Genomic DNA, 16903 nt, shown 5'->3' with positions numbered 1-16903 from the left:
GTGAATTGCACAGCAACAACGCGCACCGCAGGTCGATGGGACGCTGGAAGCGAGCCGGCCTGGCCCTTTCCGTCACGACGGCCCTTCTCGGCGGAGCGGTGTACGCCGCCACGGCGAATGCCACGTCCGAAGCCGGCAGCAGCTCCTCGTCCACTGAGTCCTCGGTCTCGACCGAGGCCACCACGTCCGTCTCGGACGTGGTGGCCGCCGCCGACGCCTTCCTGGCCACCCTGGACGAGGACCAGCAGGCCGAGGTGCTCCTCGACTTCACCGAGGAGAACGCCACCGCCTGGTCCAACCTCCCGTGCGGTTCTTCCTGCCGGCCGGGCATCGAGCTGGGTTCGCTCAGTGATGATCAGCTGGCCGCCGCCAAGGCGGTACTCAAGGCGGCGACAGGCACGGGCACAGGCACCGGATACGACCAGATCTCGCAGATCCTGGCCGCGGACGACGTCCTCGGTGAGACCGCCAGCGGGTACGGCAGCGACATCTACTTCCTGGCGTTCCTGGGCACCCCGAGCGCGGACGGCACCTGGCAGCTGCACTTCGGCGGCCACCACCTCGCGGTGAACCTCACCTACGCGGACGGGGCGGTCGAAGGCGTCAGCCCCTTCTTCATCGGGGTCGAGCCCACCAGCTGGACCGACGACGACGGCACCTCGTACGCCCCCCTGTCAGGGATGCGGGACGGACTGCTCGACATGCTCGACAGCCTGAGTTCCTCCCAGCTGTCGGAAGCCCAACTCTCCGCCTCGTACAGCGATGTGCTGGTCGGACCGGGCGAGGACGGCGACTTCCCGGAGACCAAGGAGGGCCTCGCCGTCAGTGAGCTCTCCGACGATCAGCAGGAACTGGTGCTCAACGCCATCGCGCCGTGGGTCGAGGTCGCGGACGACACGAGTGCCGCTTCCGTGCTGAGCGCCTACGAGTCGGAACTCGACGAGACCTACATCGCGTACTCCGGGGGAACCGGGCTGGACGCCACCGGCAACTATGTACGCATCGACGGACCGGGCGTCTGGATCGAGTTCGTCTGCCAGAACGGTCTGGTCTACCAGAACCAGATCCACTACCACACCGTGTTCCGGGACCACGACACCGACTACGGGGGAGAGTTCTCCTTCTGATGAACCACTTGCCGATCTCGCCGTCCTGTCAGCACTGCGCGTGACGGTCGGGATGGCGGTGGCGGTCCTGGCGGCGCTGCCTCTGGCAGTGCCGCCAGGCTGCCGCGCATCCCTGGCTGCTTCGCTACCGAGTCCTCGCGGCCCGGCACCCGGGCGATCCACGCGATGAAGTCGCCGGGGTCCTCGTCCGCGCCGCCGGCGTCCCATGCGGCGCGAGGTGTTGACGTCGTCGCCCGGACGGGCGTGCAGATTGCCGACGACCGAGAGCGAGGTGGCGGATTCCGGGACACCGTCGCGGACCCACCACTGCCTGGACCGCTCCTCGTTGACGTCCTGGGCGAGGTGGTACATGGGTCTCATCATGTTCAGCTTGGTTCGTCTCGGACGTGGACAGATCGAAGGCGTCGAACGCGGGCACGTCCTTCGAGGGTCTCCCCTGGTGGGTGAGGAAGCCGGCCCAGCTGAAGCACGCCTTGCCGTCGGACCGCGTTACGAGCTCCCGCGTGAGCACTTTTTCTGTACGGCCCCGAGCACCCGCCCGGGAGGGGCACCTCTTCGACGTCCTGGGACGGCACCCACCCCACCGACCAGGACCTCCCCATGTTCCAGAAGCAGCGCATCGCCGACGTACTCGTGGTCGGCGCGACCGACAGCGTCGGGCGGCTTGCGGTGGAGGCCGCGCAACGGCATGGTCTGCGCCCGCGAGCACTCGTACGTGACCTGCGGCGAGGTGAAGAACCGCGCCCTGGTGACCCAGGAGGCGTACCGCTCACCTGGTCGCGAGGGAGATCTCGGTCGACTTGATCAGGGCGACGACCGGGGAGCCGGCCGCCAGGCCCAGGTCGTGTGCGGCGTCGGTGGTGATCGCGGCCGTGAGTGTGCCGCCCGCGACGGTGACCTTGACGGACGACATGGCGGCGCCCCTGGTGATGTCGGTGACCGTGCCGGGGAGTTGGTTGCGGATGGAGACGCCCTCGACGGCGGCGGTGGCGAGCGAGACCTCCGTGGACTTGACCAGGGCGCGCACGGCGGTGCCCCGGACGAGTCCGAGATCCCCGACGGATTCCCGTGTGATCGCGGCGGTGATTTCCTGACCGCCGTCGAGGCGGACCCTGACGGTGGCCATGACCTCTCCGGTGGTGACGGCGATGACGGTGCCGGGAAGCTGGTTGCGGATGCTCAGGCTCATGGCGGAACGCCTCACAGAGAAGATGGGGTAGCGCCCGCTTTTGGGGCTTTTGTGAGGCTCACGCTAGCCGGGCCGGGCGCCGGGTCCCGGTCAGGCCGGGTACGCGTGCGTCTGTGTCGCCTTGACGGTCGCCCAGACCTCCGCACCGGGACGGAGTTCGAGTTCGGCCGCGGCGACGGTGGTGAGGTCGGCGGCGAGCTGGAGTTCGCCGGTGAGGTTCGCGCGGATCTGGTCGCCGTGGATGTCCAGACCGGCCACCTCGCAGCGCCACAGGTTGCGGGCGCTGGAGCCGGTGGGGCGGTGGCGGTGCAGGGTCACGGCGCTGGGCGGGAAGACGACGAAGACCGGCCCGGTGAGGTCCTCGGTGGTGGTGATCGCCGGACCGGTGTCCAGCGTGACGGTGTGGCCGTCCGCCCGGCCCGGGTAGAGGTTCAGGCCGACCAGCTGGGCGATGTAGTCGGTGCGCGGACGCCGTGCGATGTCCTGGGGCGCCCCCTCCTGGACGATCCGGCCGTGTTCGACGACCACCAGCCGGTCCGCGAGCACCATCGCGTCCAGCGGATCGTGCGTGACCAGGACCGCCACGGCCTCGAAGTCGGCCAGGTGGCGCCGGAGTTGGGCGCGGACGTCGAGGCGGGTGCGGGCGTCCAGCGCGGCCAGCGGTTCGTCGAGGAGCAGCAGCCGGGGACGGGTGGCCAGGGCGCGGGCGAGGGCGACGCGCTGGGCCTGGCCGCCGGAGAGCCTGCGCGGCTTGGCGCCGGCCTGCTCGGCGAGCCCCATCCGCTCCAGCCACGCGGTGGCGGTCGCCCGGGCCTCCGCCCTGCTCGCCCCCTGGCAGCGCGGGCCGAAGGCGACGTTGTCGAGGGCGGTGAGGTGCGGAAAGAGCAGGTAGTCCTGGAAGACGACGCCCACCGGCCGGGACTCCGGCGGCGTACGCCCCAACTCCGCCCCGTCCAGGCGCAGATGGCCGCCGTCGAGCGGGGTCAGCCCGGCCAGCGCACGCAGCGCGGTGGTCTTCCCGGCGCCGTTGGGGCCGAGCAGCGCGACGACGTCACCGGGAGCCGCCCTCAGCGGGACGTCGAGGCGGAAGGAGCCCCGGTCGACGACGATCCGCGCGTCGAGGCCGCCGTCGGGTGCGCTGGGGGAACCGGAGTCGCCGCCGGAGGGCGAAGTGAGGCCGGACTTCGTTTCACGCATGGAGGTCATGATGCGGTCATCCAACGGTCGCGCAGCCCGGCCAGGACCGCGATCGAGACGGCGAGCAGGACCAGGCTCAGGGCGATGGCGGCGGCCGGGTCGCTCTGCAACGCCAGATAGACCGCCAGGGGCATGGTCTGCGTACGGCCGGGAAAGTTGCCCGCGAAGGTGATCGTCGCCCCGAACTCGCCCAGCGCCCGCGCCCAGGCCAGTACCGCGCCGGCCGCCACCCCGGGGGCGACGAGCGGCAGCGTGACCCGGCGGAACGCGGTGAAGCGGGAGGCTCCCAGCGTCATGGCGGCCTCCTCGTAGCGCGGGTCGGCGGCCCGCAGTGTGCCCTCCACGGTGATGACCAGGAACGGCATCGCCACGAACGCCTCCGCGACCACGACGCCCGCCGTGGTGAACGGCAGCGTGACGCCGAACCACGAGTCCAGCCACTGTCCGACGACGCCGTTGCGTCCGAGGGCGAGGAGCAGCGCCACACCACCGACGACCGGCGGCAGCACCAGCGGCAGCGTCACCAGGGCCCGTACGAGACCACGTCCCGGGAACTCGGCGCGGGCCAGCAGCCAGGCCAGCGGCACGCCCAGCACCAGACTCACCGCCGTCGCCGCGGTGGCGCAGAACAGGGACAGTCGGAGGGCCTGCCAGACCTCGGGGCTGGTCAACTGCTCGGGCAGGCTGCGCCACGGTGTGCGTACCAGCAGCGCGAGCAGCGGGAGCAGCAGGAACACCAGCCCGACGAGCGCGGGGACGAGGAGCGGAACCGGAACGCTTGCCCGACGCCGCCGGACGCGTCCGGGCCGCGGCCCGCCGGTCAGGGTGTCGGCCGCGGCACCGGACCTGCCGGGCCCGGTCACGGCTGGAGGAATCCGGCCCCGGTCAGGACCTGCCGTCCCTCGGCCGACCTGACCAGCTCGATGAACGCCTTCGCGGCGTCGGCGTTCGGCGCGTCCTTGAGCAGGACGATCGGGTAGTCGTTGACGGCCTCGGCCGACTCGGGGAACTCCACGCCCTCCACCTTGTCACCCGCCGCCTTCACATCGGTCCGGTAGACGACGGCCGCGTCGGCCTCTTTCAGCTCGACCTTCGTCAGGGCGCTCTTGACGTCCTGCTCGTACGACACCGGGGTGAGCTTCAGTCCGCTCGCGTCGAGGGTCTTCTGCGCGGCGGCGCCGCACGGCACCTCCTTGTCGCAGAGGACGACCTTCAGGCCCGACTTCGTCAGGTCCTTGAGGGAGGCGATCCTGTCGGGGTTGCCGGGCAGGGTGGCGATCTCCAACTGGTTGCGGACGAAGGTGGCGGGGGTGCCGGCGGCGTCCTTCGCGTCGGTGACGATCTTCATCGTCTTGGGGCTGGCGGACGCGAACACATCGGCCGGGGCGCCCCCGGTGATGCTCGCGGCGAGGGAGTCGCTGCCGCCGAAGCTGAAGGTGACCTTCGTACCCGGGTTCGTCTCCTCGAACTCCTTGCCGAGCGCGGTGAAGCTCTCCTTGAGGGAGGCGGCGGCGAACACGGTCACCGTGCCGGACGGCTTCGCCGACGCGGACGTGGACGCGGGGGAGCCGGAGGACGCCGAGTCGTCGGAGGAGGAGCAGGCGCTCAGGGCCAGCAGCGCGGCGGCGCTCGCACCGGCCGCCTGGAGGGTCCGGCGGGTCCGGCGTGCGGAACGGGTCGTCACGGGTCTGCTCCCTTTGCTCTCACGGATGCCCCGCCGGAAGGGGGTTCTCCCGGCCCCGACGGGAACGCGTACGCCGATGATAATGCCGCAGATGCGAGGGACAGGTCTGCTGTCGCATCGCATGAGCCGGGATCATGGCGGAGTTTGCTGGCATGTGCGTTTCTACGGGGGAGTGGTTGAGGAGTACGGCTTGGGGTCGTGCCGGGGCCGGGGCCGGGGCGTGGTGGGTGCGGTGGGTGCGGTGCGCGGTCGGAGGGCCGCCTATGCGGGGGGTCTCTTGGGCCGCCCTTGGTCCGCCGCACATCTCACGTACCGACGACCTTCACGCGGATGCCATCGGACCCTTCCGTGCCGTTCGGTGCCCCTGGGAAACTCCAGGCGCGCGCATTCCGTCACGTTCCACCCATTGCCGTCATCAGGACGAGAGGCCCCTCTCCCATGCCCGAAGTCAACCGGCGCCACTTCCTCCAACTCGCGGGCGCGACAACGGCGTTCACCGCGCTCTCCAGCAGCATCGAGCGCGCTGCCGCCCTCCCCGCGCACCACCGCACCGGGACGATCGAGGACGTCGAGCACATCGTCGTCCTCATGCAGGAGAACCGGTCCTTCGACCACTACTTCGGTTCGCTGCGCGGTGTCCGGGGCTTCGGGGACCCGCACCCGGTCACCCAGGTGAACGGCAAGTCGGTGTGGCACCAGTCGGACGGCACGAAGGACGTACTGCCCTTCCGTCCGGACGCCGACGACCTGGGGCTGGCCTTCATCCAGGACCTCCCGCACGGCTGGAGCGACGGGCACGTCGCCTTCAACAACGGCAAGTACGACAAGTGGATCCAGGCCAAGTCGTCGACGACCATGGCCTATCTGAACCGCAAGGACATCCCGTTCCACTACGCGCTGGCCGACGCCTTCACCATCTGCGACGCGTACCACTGCTCGTTCATCGGCTCGACCGACCCGAACCGCTACTACATGTGGACGGGCTACACGGGCAACGACGGCAAGGGTGGCGGCCCCGTCCTCAGCAACGACGAGGTGGGATACAGCTGGACGACGTACCCGGAGCGACTCGAAGAGGCGGGCGTGTCCTGGAAGATCTACCAGGACGTCGGCGACGGGCTCGACGCGGCCGGTTCCTGGGGCTGGATCGAGGACGCCTACCGGGGCAACTACGGCGACAACTCGCTCCTCTACTTCAACCAGTACCGTGACGCGAAGCCCGGCGACCCCCTCTACGACAAGGCCCGCACCGGCACCGACGCCCGCAAGGGCGAGGGCTTCTTCGACCAGCTCAAGGCCGACGTGTCAGGGGGGAAGCTGCCGCAGGTCTCCTGGATCGTCGCCCCCGAGGCCTTCACCGAACACCCCAACTGGCCCGCTAACTACGGCGCCTGGTACATCGCCCAGGTCCTGGACGCGCTCACCTCCGACCCCGACGTGTGGGCGAGGACGGCCCTGTTCATCACGTACGACGAGAACGACGGCTTCTTCGACCACCTCGTGCCGCCGTTCCCGCCCCAGTCCGCCGCACAGGGCAAGTCGACGGTCGACGTCGGCCCTGACCTGTTCAAGGGCGACAGCAGGCACGCGGCCGGTACCTACGGGCTCGGCCAGCGGGTGCCGATGCTGGTCGTCTCGCCCTGGAGCAAGGGCGGGTTCGTCTGCTCGGAGACGCTCGACCACACGTCGGTCATCCGGTTCATGGAGAGCCGCTTCGGCGTGCACGAGCCCAACATCTCGCCCTGGCGGCGCGCGGTCTGCGGTGACCTGACGGCCGCCTTCGACTTCTCCCGCAAGGACACCAGGCCCGTCGCCCTCCCCGACACCGACGGCTACCGGCCGCCGGACAAGGACCGCCACCCCGACTACGTCCCGACGCCGCCCGCGAACCCGGTCCTGCCCCGGCAGGAGCGCGGCCTGCGCCCGGCCCGTCCGCTCAAGTACGCCCCGTACGTGGACGGTTCGGCAGACCTGGTGGCCGGAAAGCTCACGCTCTCCTTCGCCTCCGGCACCCACGCCGGCGCCTCCTTCCTCGTGACCTCGGGCAACCGCACCGACGGCCCGTGGGTGTACACCACAGGCGCGGGCAAGACCGTCGCCGACACCTGGAACTCGGCGTACTCGAAGGACGTCCACGACCTGACGGTGCACGGCCCGAACGGCTTCCTGCGGGTCTTCAAGGGCCGCGGCAAGGGCGCCGCCGGACCCGAGGTGACCGCACGGCACGTCGGCGACGACCTTGAGCTGACCCTCACCAACAAGAGCTCCGGCGCGGTGGAGTTGAAGCTGAGCAGCGGATACGGGGGACACTCGCGGAAGATCAGGGTGCGGGCCGGGGCCACCGTGCGCCACCGCGTGGACCTGGGGGCCAGCAGGCGGTGGTACGACGTCACCGTCACCTCCGACGCCGACGCGTCGTTCCTGCGCAGGTTCGCCGGGCACGTGGAGAACGGCCGGGCGGGCGTGAGCGACCCGGCGATCGCGACCTGCTGAGAAGGGCGGAGCGGGGCCCGGGGTGCCTTGACCGTGACATGGTTGTCATCCAGCCACGTCACGGTAGTGTGCCCCGGTGACCACGCAATCGAACATACCTGCAGGTTGGTACCCGGATCCCCATGGAGCGCCCCGGACGCTCCGGTACTGGGACGGTTCCCAGTGGACCGACCACACCAACACCGACCAGCAGCAGGCGCAGCAGCCCCAGGCCCAGCAGCCGCAGGCGGCGCCGGTTCAGCCGCCGCAGCAGGGACTCGGCCGGCCCCAGGGTCAGCCCCACAAGGGGTTCGGCGCGCCGCAGCCCGCCGCCGGTGGCGACGCACGGGTGCAGCGGCAGGTGCAGCAGCAGGCCGGGGTCGCGGCGGGCGCGGGCGGCGGCACGCTGTTCAGTGAGCCGGTGCTGGTGGTCAACCAGAAGGCCAAGCTGATCGAGCTGACCAACGAGTACAAGGTCATGGACCAGCAGGGCCGGGAACTCGGCTCGGTCGTCCAGGTCGGACAGAGCGCGCTGAAGAAGATCCTGCGCTTCGTCGCCAGCATCGACCAGTTCATGACGCACAAGCTGGAGATCCGGGACGCCCACGGGCAGCCGGTGCTGCTGCTGACGCGCCCCCGGAAGTTCATGAAGTCGCGGGTGATCGTGCAGCGTCCGGACGGTTCGCCGGTCGGTGAGATCGTCCAGCAGAACATGATCGGGAAGATCAACTTCGCGATCAACGCGGGCGGTCAGCAGGTCGGCGCGATCAAGGCGGAGAACTGGCGGGCCTGGAACTTCGCGATCGTCGACCACGCGGAGAACGAGGTCGCCCGCATCACCAAGACCTGGGAAGGTCTGGCGAAGACGATGTTCACGACCGCGGACAACTACGTCCTGCAGATCCACTACCAGCTGCCCGAGCCCCTGCTGAGCCTCGTGGTGGCGACGGCGCTGACCGTCGACACGGCGCTGAAGCAGGATTCACGGGGCCTGGGCTGACAGGTCGGTTCACGGACGCGTGGAGGCCCGGTCGGTTCACAGTGACCGACCGGGGCCCCTGTTCACAGGCGTGTTCACAGGGACCGGTCGGTTCACAGTGACGTGAGGTGCCCCGGCTCCGACGGCTGCCGGGGCATCAACGACGGCTCGACGGGTGCCGAATGGGCCTCCAGCGCGAGGACCGACGCCACCGGGTGCTCCTCGTCGGCCAGGACCGAAGCCGCTGCCGAAGCCGCCACCGCAGCCGCCGACGGAATCACGACGCGCTCCGGAGACACCGGAACGGACACCGGAACCGGCTCCGGCGTCGCCCGTGACAACGTCACCACACCCCACCCGGCGAGCCCCGCGCCCGCCAGCGCCAGCAGCAGGCCCGCGGCCCCGCCCTGGAGCCGCTCGCCGAGCAGCGTCAGGCCGATCACCGCCGCGGCGACCGGGTTGGCCAGGGTCACCAGGGCCAGCGGACCGCCGAGGCCGCCCCGGTAGGCGGTCTGGGACAGGATCAGGCCGCCCGCCGCGAACGCCGCGACCAGCAGCGCCACCCCGATCACCTGCCAGCTCAGCAGCGGACCCGAACTGTCCGTCGCCGCGACCGTGACGGTCTGGGTGAGCGCCGAGGCCACCCCGGACGCCATGCCGGAAGCGCTCGCGTGCCGCAGGCCGGGCCGGGCGCCGGGGCGGGCCAGTACACCGATGAGGACCATCGTCGTACCCGCGACCGCCAGGGCCTCCGGGAGGCTCAGGATGTCGTCCGGCGCCGGACCGGAAGCCGTGACCAGGATCGCCGCCAGGCCGAGCAGTGTCAGCGCGGTGCCGCGCCACTCGACCGCGCTGACCCGGCGCCCGGCGACCCGCGCGCCCAGCGGCACCGCGGCGACGAGCGTGAGCGCGCCCAGCGGCTGCACCACCGTGAGCGGCCCGTACTTGAGCGCGACCACGTGCAGCAGCGCGCCCCCGGCGTTGAGCAGTACCGAACCCCACCAGGCGCCGCTCGCCAGCAGCCGCCGTATCCCCGCGTCGGCGTTGCGGGAGGCGAGCCGCTCCTGGGCGACGGCCGCGGCGGCGTAGCCGACGGCGGAGAGGAGGGAGAGGGCGACGGCGATCAGGGTGGCGGCGTTCATCGTCCGGCCCCCATTCCGGCTCCCACCAGGACGGGTTCGTCGGCCGGGGCGAGCCGGCCGCCCTCGCCCGCCGTCGATTCGGTGCGGTGGGGTGCGTGGACGACCGCGAGGGCGATGCCCAGCAGGGCCGACGCCACGATCGCGTCGAGCCAGTAGTGGTTCGCCGTACCGACGATCACCAGCAGCGTCACCAGCGGATGCAGCAGCCACAGCCAGCGCCAGCGGGAGCGGGTCGCGACGATCAGGCCGACCGCCACCATCAGGGCCCAGCCGAAGTGCAGCGACGGCATGGCCGCGAACTGGTTGGACAGGGTGTCGGCCTCGGGCGAGGCACCGTAGACGGTCGGCCCGAACACCTGGCCGGTGTCGATGAGGCCCGCCTCGCCGAGCAGCCGCGGCGGCGCCAGCGGGAAGGTGAGATGGATCACCAGGGCCGCCCCGGTGACCGCGGCGAGGATCCGGCGGGCCCAGACGTAGTGGGCGGGGCGCCGCAGGTAGAGCCAGACCAGGAAGGCGACGGTGGCCGGGAAGTGCACGGTCGCGTAGTAGGTGTTCGCGAAGTGGACCGCGGTGTCGCTGTGCAGGAGCGCCGACTGGACGGCGCCCTCGCCGGGGAGGTGCAGTGCCCGCTCCCAGTCCCAGACGTGACGCGCGTTCCGGAAGGCCTCCGCGGTGTGCCCGGTCGCCAGCTGTCGGCCGAGTTTGTAGACGAGGAACAGCCCTGCCACCAGCAGGAGTTCACGGACGAGCGGCGGCCGTCGTATACCGGCGGGTTCCGCCTTGGCGGACTCGGTGCTGGCTTTCATCCCCCGGCCCTTTCGCTGAGGTGGCGCGTGTGCGCACGTGGTGCGTGATGGGCGGGAACTCGTCTGTACGGGCGCTCGTCTCATCGATACGTTGGTGTACCGATACGAGAGTGTACCGAAACGAATCCGTACCGGTACACTGGCGTATCGATGGACTTACACCACACTGGAATCGGGAATAAGCCACAGAGCAGCCCGACAGCAACGACCACCGGAACCACTCGCACCACCCGAACTGCCGGAACCACGGAAGCAGGGAGAGCAGTCATGACGTCGCAGGCCGCGGAGGGACCGGAACCGGTCGTCGCCTCGCGCCGCTCCAGGATCACGCCGGAGCGTGAGCAGGAGTACTTCGACGCCGTGCTCGTCCAGATCCGTGAGTCCGGATACGACGCGCTGACCATGGAGGGCGTCGCCGCCAGCGCGCGGTGCAGCAAGTCGACGCTCTACCGGCAGTGGAAGACGAAGCCGCAGTTCGTGGCCGCCGCGCTGCGCTCCACCAGACATGCCCGCTTCGCCGTCGACACCGGGTCCCTCGCCGGGGACCTGCGGGCGGCGGCGCGGGCGATCGGCGAGGCGTCGGGGCACGACACCCAGCTGCTGCAGGCCCTCGGCCATGCCGCCATGCAGGACCCGGAGCTCCAGGAGGCACTGCGCGACGCGATCGTCGAACCGGAGCTGGCCGCGTTCCGCGAGATGATCCGCCGCGCGGTGGAGCGGGGCGAGATCCCCGCCGGCCATCCGGCGCTGGAGTACGTGCCGGCGCAGATGATGGGCGTCCTGCGGGCCCGCCCGGTCCTGGAGGGGCGGTACGCCGACCCGGAGTACCTCGTCGGATTCGTCGAGGCCGCGGTGCTGCCCGCACTCGGCATCACCTGAGACGCAGGCCGCCGTCCGTGGCTCGAACCGGACGGTGACCTGTCCGCGCCGACCCGTGGGGACGGGGGCGGCGCGCACCCCCCGGCCGGGTGGGGTTCCTCTTGAGCGGAGAGGCGCCCCACCCGGCCGATCCACCTGTACGGGCCCGGGGTGCGGATCGGCGGATCACACGTTCTGCCCGCTCCCGCCGGCCGTGGAGACCTTGATCCCCGCGGTGATCTCGTCGATCACCGACTCCTTCTGGTCGGCGTCGACGCCGAAGCGGACGACGACCATCTGCCGGGGGTTCGACGGCGCGGGGAAGGCCAGCGACTCGACGATGCCGTCGACGCCCTTGCTCGTGATCGCCTTCCAGCGGACCAGATAGCCCTTCTGCCCGGCCACCGTCACCGCCTTGGAGGCCAGTACGTCGTGCGAGGTGATCTTCCCGTACGTCGTACCGCCGTAGGAGTCCTCGGCGTTCGCCGCGATGTCCGCCTTGGCGACCGCCTCGGCCGTGCTGCCCGCCGTGCCCAGTGCCAGCGCGGGCGCCGAGTACGCCCCGCCCTTGGTGCAGGTCTTCGTCGTGTCGCCCGGGCACTTGTACGTGCTGTCCGAGCTCACCTGCCCGCCCACGGTGATCGACTGGCCGTACCAGCCGTCCGGGATCGGAATGCTGATCCCGTTGGTCGGGTCGGGCACGGAACCACTGTCGATCTTCGGGCTCTCGGAGGGCTCCGACTGCTGCGGGTCCGGTGTCTGACCGCCTGAGCCGCCACCGGGCCCGCCGCCGGTGCCACCGCCCGGACCGCCCTGGCCGCCGCTCTGTCCGTCGGTGCCGCCCTGCCCGCCGGGACCGCCCTGGCCGCCCGGCACCTGCGAGCCCACGTTGCTGCCGCCGCCCCCGTCGTCCTTGGTCAGCGCGTACACGCCGCCGCCTATGCCGGCGAGGACGGCGATCGCCACCGCGACGGCTGTGCCCGTACGCAGTCCGCGCCCGCCGCCCGGCGGCGAATGGTCGGGATACGCCGGGTAGGCCCCGCCGGCGGCGATCACCGGTGGACCCCAGGCGGCGGCCGAGCCTTCGGGACGGGTCTGTTCCGTCCATGTTCTACCGTCCCACCAGCGCTCGGTGGCGGGGCCGTCACTTGTCTGCCCGGGGTCGGGATACCAGCCGGGAGGAGTCTCCTGCGTCATGCCCCCACCGTATGAGGCCCGGGTGAAAGGCGGATGAGAGGAGTCCCCTTTCCGCCGGGAAAGGCGCAGAAAGGCGGGCCGAGATGCCGAGATAGCGGGATACGAGAGGTCGGGCCCCCTCTGTCGACGGCCGCACCGGCACCTCCGGCACGTCAGTCTCCGCCGCCGTCGGCGGCAGCCGCAGTCCCTCGGGGGTGCGCGGCGCCTCCACGGCGGCGCCCGCCGGCGGGAAGGAGAACGCCAGTGCGGGTGGCGTATGCGTTTTCACCATCGCCCCGGCCGCGCTGCCACCCTCCGGTGCGAGGAAACGGAGTCGGGATCACCGTCGCGGAACAGCCGTGGCCGCCGGACTCGGACCGCTCGACGAAGAGCCCGGCCGAACCCGCTAGCAGGGCTCCTCGGGAGTGCCCCGGCCGGGGGTCCGCAGGTCGGAGCCGTGCGGGGGCGCGCTCCTGGGGATTGTTCCCGGGGGCGCGGACAGGGCGGACCGGAGGGGCGTGACAGGGGCGGACATGTTGCCGACCATGACGGAAAACTGGCTTCGTTCCAGGGGCTGTTGACCGTCGGCGACTTCCACGACGGCCGCCGGCGGGCCCGCCGCGTCGCCCTGCCGCACTCCCTGTCACTCGTCCCGGCAACACCTGCGCGGACCCGCCTCCACTTCGGCGGCCGGACGGCTAGTCTCGAGTTCTGTACGTCGTTCAGGCGACTTGGGGAGGTAGCGGGATGACGGAGGAACGGCCAGGGACGGCCGGCTCTGCCGCCCTGTGGGAGCGCGACGCACAAGTCGCCGCCGTGGAACAGGCGATCGACGCCTTACGTGTCGACAACTCCTCCTCGGGCAGTCTGCTGCTCTTCACCGGCGATGCGGGCCTCGGCAAGACCGCGCTCATGACCGAGACCCGGCGTATCGCCGAGCGGCGCAACTGCACGGTGTGGTCGGTGCGCGGCGGCGAGACCCTCAAGTCCGTCCCCTTCAACGTCGTGCGCCAACTGCTGCAGCCCGCGCTCCTCTCGCTCATGCCGGAGGAGGCCCGCGAATACCTCGGCGACTGGTACGACATCGCCGGTCCCGCCCTCGGCATCACGGAGCCCGGCGACCGCCTGGCCGACCCTCAGGGCGTGTGCGACGGCCTGGTCGCGGCCGTACGGCGGCTCGCCAAGCGCGACTGGCCGCTCGTCCTGCTCATCGACGACGCGCACTGGGCCGACCAGGAGAGTCTGCGCTGGCTGGCCGCGTTCGCCGAGCGGCTCGACGACCTGTCCGTCCTCGTCGTGGTCGCCCGCAGGCCCGGCGAGGCCACCGACGGCCGTGCCGTCCACCTGGAGCAGATCGCCGAAGCGGCCGGCCCCGTCGCCACGCTCGACGCCCTGACCCCGGCAGCCGCCGCCGGCCTCACCCGCACCACCCTCGGCCCGCACGCCGATCCCCCGTTCTGCCGCGAGGTGTGGGCGGTCACCGGCGGCAACCCGTACGAGACCGTCGAACTCCTCGCCAAGGTGCAGGACGCCGGACTGGCCCCGGTCGAGGCGTCCTGCGGACGGCTGCGCGAACTCAACAACGCGGCACGCGGCGGCGGTCTCGTCGCCCGACTGGAGGACCTGGGCGTCGAGGCCACCCGCTTCGCCTGGGCGGCGGCCATTCTCGGTACGGGCATCTCCGTCGACCTCGTGGCCCGGCTGGCCACCCTCAGCCACAACGAGGCCTACCGCTGCGCCAACCTCCTGTGCACCGCCCGCATCCTCACCGAACCGCAGCCGACGGCCGGCCAAGGCGCGGGCAGCGAGCTGGAGTTCGTCCACCCGCTGATCGCCACCGCCGTCTACGACTCCATCCCGGACGGCATGCGCACCGCCATGCACGGCATCGCCGCCCAGGTCGTCACCGAGTCCGGGCGCGGCGCCGCCGCGGCCTCCCACCACCTGCTCCACGTGTATCCGGACGACGACGAGGAACTCGTCGACCAGCTCCGCGAGGCCGCCCGTGAGCACCAGGCGGTCGGCGCCCCGGACGCGGCCCGCCGCTGTCTGGAGCGCGCCCTGCTGGAACCGCCCCGGCCCGAGAGCCATGCGCAGGTGCTCTACGAACTGGGCTGCGTCACCCTCCTCACCGCGCCCGCCACCACCATCGGACACCTCCAGACCGCGCTCGCGCTGCCCGGCCTCGAGGGCGACCTGCGTGTCGACGCGATCGTCCGCCTCTCCCAGGCCCTGCTGCACAACGACCAGATGGAAGAAGCGGTCCGCACGGTCGAGGAGGAGGCCGCCCGGCACCAGCCCGGCCCCGCCCGCATGCGGTTGCAGGGCGCGCAGTTCATGCTGGAGTGCCTCCATGGCGGCGACGCGCCCGCGCCGGGCCGCTCCGAGCGCCTCGCCGAACTGGCCCGTCCCTGTACCGGCCGGGACAACTCCGAGCGCGCGCTGCTCATGCTGCGTGGCTTCGACGCCATGGCCCACGGCGAGAACGCCGAGGAGGTCGTGGAGATGTGCGACCGTGCCCTCGTCAACGGCCGCCTCGCCCCCGGACTCGGCTGGACCGACCCCGAGTGGGGCATCGAGCTGCTGCTGATGCTGGCCTGCTCGTACGCCTACGCCGACCGCCTCGACCGTGCCGAGGCCCTCTACACGGAAGCGCTGCGCGCCTACGAGACGGCGGGCTGGAGCGGCGGCCACCTCTCCCTCGCCCACGCGTACGTCGGTCTCGGGCACCGCAGGCGGGGCCGCCTCAGAGAGGCCGAGACCTCCCTGCGGGAGTCCCTGCGCCTCGCCGAACGCGTCGGGCGCGGTCTGCCCCTGTACTGGTCGGCGACCTGCAACCTCGTCGACACCCTGCTCGCCCGCGGCCATGTCCAGGAGGCGTGGACCGTCGCCGAGCAGTACGGCTTCGCCCCGCCCTACCCGTCGACCATCGTGCTGCCCGAACCCCGCGCCGTACGCGGCAGGCTGCTCCTCGCCGTCGGCCGGACCAAGGAGGGCATCAACGAACTGGAGGCCGCGGAGAAGGCGGCGACCGGACGGGGCTTCCACAACCCGGTGGTCGCCACCTGGGCCGTCGACCTCGCCCGGGCCCTGGCGACGGATGACCCGCTCCGCGCCGCCACACTGGCCTCCGACGCCCGTCGGCACGCCGAACGCTTCGGCACGGACACCGCCATCGGCGAGGCCCTGCGCTGCGCGGCGGCCCTGGAGACCGGCCAGCGGGCGGTACGCCTGGCCGCCCAGGCGGTCGCCTATCTGGAGGCGTCACCCTGCCAGTACGAACACGCCGCGGCCCGCGTCGAGTACGGCATCGCCGCCCGCTCGGTCGCCGAGATCCAACGCGGTCTGACTCTGGCCAAGTCGTGCGGCGCCGACGGCCTGGTCGCCAAGGCGCGGGAGGTGCTGGACACGGGACGGGGGCTGCGCTGACAGCCGGGGCGCCCGGCACGTGGGTCAGACCCGGAGCAGCTGCTCCGTGACCTTCGCCAGGCGCTCTCGCACGTCCTCGTCGTACGCCTCCTCGTGCGCCCGCGCCGGGCTCGTACCGTCGAAGTAGCGCCCGCTGCCCGTCTCCCGGGTCACCAGCGCGAGAACGCCCGCCGCACCGTCGGCGACGCTCGACCAGGGGGCGACACCGGCCTCGCGGACCATCGTGGTGTCCATGTAGGTGGCCGGGTGCAGCACGTTGACGGAGATGTCCCAGGCCGCCAACTCCTCGGCGAGCGTGAAGGTGTGGGCGGCGAGCGCGAACTTGCTGCGGACGTACGCCGTGGTCCCGCTGTAGCCGCGGGTGAGTTCGGGATCGGCGAAGTCGAGGGGCGCCTGACCGGCCGAGCCGACGTTCACGATCCGCGAGGGCGCGCCCGCGCGCAGCGCCGGCACCAGGGCACGGCTGAGAACGACCGGCGCGAGGTAGTTCACCGCGAGCCGCAACTCGTGCCCGTCGGCGCTCAGTTCACGTCCAGAACCACGCGGACCGGCCCCGACGCCCGCGTTGTTGACGAGCACGTCGAGCCCCGGGTACGCGGCCGAGACCTCGGCGCCCAGCTGCCGTACGGCGGCCAGTGAGGCCAGGTCCGCGACGAACCCCTCGGCCGCGCCCTCGGCCCGCAGCTCGGTGACGAGCCGCTCGGTACGGCCGGGGTCGCGCCCGTGGGCGAGCACGGTGTGACCGGAACGGACCAGCTCGAAGGCGACGTACCGGCCGAGCCCCGAGGTGGCGCCGGTGATCAGAACAGTGGACATGGCTCCACCGTAGGCACGGGAGGCAGAC

At 71.6% G+C, this 16903-nt stretch carries 13 protein-coding genes; 5 read left to right on the top strand and 8 right to left on the bottom strand.

All coding sequences use genetic code 11. From position 1 onward, the window contains the following. The first annotated feature begins 5 nt into the window (after positions 1-5). Positions 6-1127 carry a DUF3500 domain-containing protein gene (locus OG595_RS05815; RefSeq protein WP_329268541.1) on the top strand — a complete coding sequence of 374 codons (1122 nt, stop codon included), beginning with the start codon at positions 6-8 and terminating at the stop codon, positions 1125-1127. Between the two features lie 769 nt (positions 1128-1896). Here the strand turns inward: OG595_RS05815 and OG595_RS05810 are convergent. From OG595_RS05810 to modA, 4 genes are all read right to left on the bottom strand, one after another. Next, positions 1897-2316 (bottom strand): TOBE domain-containing protein, encoded by a 420-nt coding sequence (locus OG595_RS05810; RefSeq protein ID WP_329268539.1) that lies wholly within the window; start codon positions 2314-2316, stop codon positions 1897-1899. A 90-nt stretch (positions 2317-2406) separates the two neighbouring features. After that, positions 2407-3513: an ABC transporter ATP-binding protein gene (locus OG595_RS05805; RefSeq protein ID WP_443072967.1), complete on the bottom strand. Its 1107-nt coding sequence runs from the start codon at positions 3511-3513 to the stop codon at positions 2407-2409. A gap of 5 nt (positions 3514-3518) precedes the next feature. Then, positions 3519-4376: a molybdate ABC transporter permease subunit gene (gene modB, locus OG595_RS05800; RefSeq protein ID WP_329268534.1), complete on the bottom strand. Its 858-nt coding sequence runs from the start codon at positions 4374-4376 to the stop codon at positions 3519-3521. After that, positions 4373-5197, bottom strand: coding sequence for a molybdate ABC transporter substrate-binding protein (modA, locus tag OG595_RS05795; protein ID WP_329268531.1), 825 nt, complete (start codon positions 5195-5197; stop codon positions 4373-4375). Before modA ends, modB begins: the two co-directional genes overlap by 4 nt. A gap of 438 nt (positions 5198-5635) precedes the next feature. Between modA and OG595_RS05790 the strand changes: the two genes are divergently transcribed. After that, on the top strand, positions 5636-7690 hold the full coding sequence (locus tag OG595_RS05790; RefSeq protein ID WP_329268528.1) for a phosphocholine-specific phospholipase C: 2055 nt from the start codon (positions 5636-5638) through the stop codon (positions 7688-7690). A 76-nt stretch (positions 7691-7766) separates the two neighbouring features. Continuing rightward, on the top strand, positions 7767-8669 hold the full coding sequence (locus OG595_RS05785; protein WP_329268525.1) for a phospholipid scramblase-related protein: 903 nt from the start codon (positions 7767-7769) through the stop codon (positions 8667-8669). A gap of 92 nt (positions 8670-8761) precedes the next feature. Here OG595_RS05785 and OG595_RS05780 read toward each other — a convergent pair whose 3' ends face one another. Both OG595_RS05780 and OG595_RS05775 read right to left on the bottom strand, forming a co-directional pair. Next, on the bottom strand, positions 8762-9790 hold the full coding sequence (locus OG595_RS05780; protein ID WP_329268523.1) for a hypothetical protein: 1029 nt from the start codon (positions 9788-9790) through the stop codon (positions 8762-8764). Further along, complete coding sequence (locus tag OG595_RS05775) at positions 9787-10596, bottom strand: phosphatase PAP2 family protein (RefSeq protein ID WP_329268521.1); 810 nt, start codon at positions 10594-10596, stop codon at positions 9787-9789. The genes OG595_RS05780 and OG595_RS05775 overlap by 4 nt, the downstream gene beginning before the upstream one ends. 267 nt (positions 10597-10863) lie before the next feature. Between OG595_RS05775 and OG595_RS05770 the strand changes: the two genes are divergently transcribed. Beyond that, positions 10864-11475, top strand: coding sequence for a TetR/AcrR family transcriptional regulator (locus OG595_RS05770; protein ID WP_329268518.1), 612 nt, complete (start codon positions 10864-10866; stop codon positions 11473-11475). A 165-nt stretch (positions 11476-11640) separates the two neighbouring features. On the opposite strand, the gene OG595_RS05765 is transcribed toward OG595_RS05770, so the two are convergent. Then, positions 11641-12651: a DUF2510 domain-containing protein gene (locus OG595_RS05765; RefSeq protein ID WP_329268515.1), complete on the bottom strand. Its 1011-nt coding sequence runs from the start codon at positions 12649-12651 to the stop codon at positions 11641-11643. 726 nt (positions 12652-13377) lie between these two features. Here OG595_RS05765 and OG595_RS05760 point away from each other — a divergent pair. Further along, positions 13378-16059: an ATP-binding protein gene (locus OG595_RS05760; RefSeq protein ID WP_329268513.1), complete on the top strand. Its 2682-nt coding sequence runs from the start codon at positions 13378-13380 to the stop codon at positions 16057-16059. Between the two features lie 24 nt (positions 16060-16083). Here OG595_RS05760 and OG595_RS05755 read toward each other — a convergent pair whose 3' ends face one another. Next, on the bottom strand, positions 16084-16875 hold the full coding sequence (locus OG595_RS05755; protein WP_329268510.1) for an SDR family NAD(P)-dependent oxidoreductase: 792 nt from the start codon (positions 16873-16875) through the stop codon (positions 16084-16086). Positions 16876-16903 lie beyond the last annotated feature (28 nt).

This window comes from Streptomyces sp. NBC_01451 (assembly GCF_036227485.1).
Classification (GTDB): Bacteria; Actinomycetota; Actinomycetes; order Streptomycetales; family Streptomycetaceae; genus Streptomyces.
Note: the sequence above shows the minus strand (reverse complement) of the source record. Positions and strands in the feature narration are given on the sequence as shown.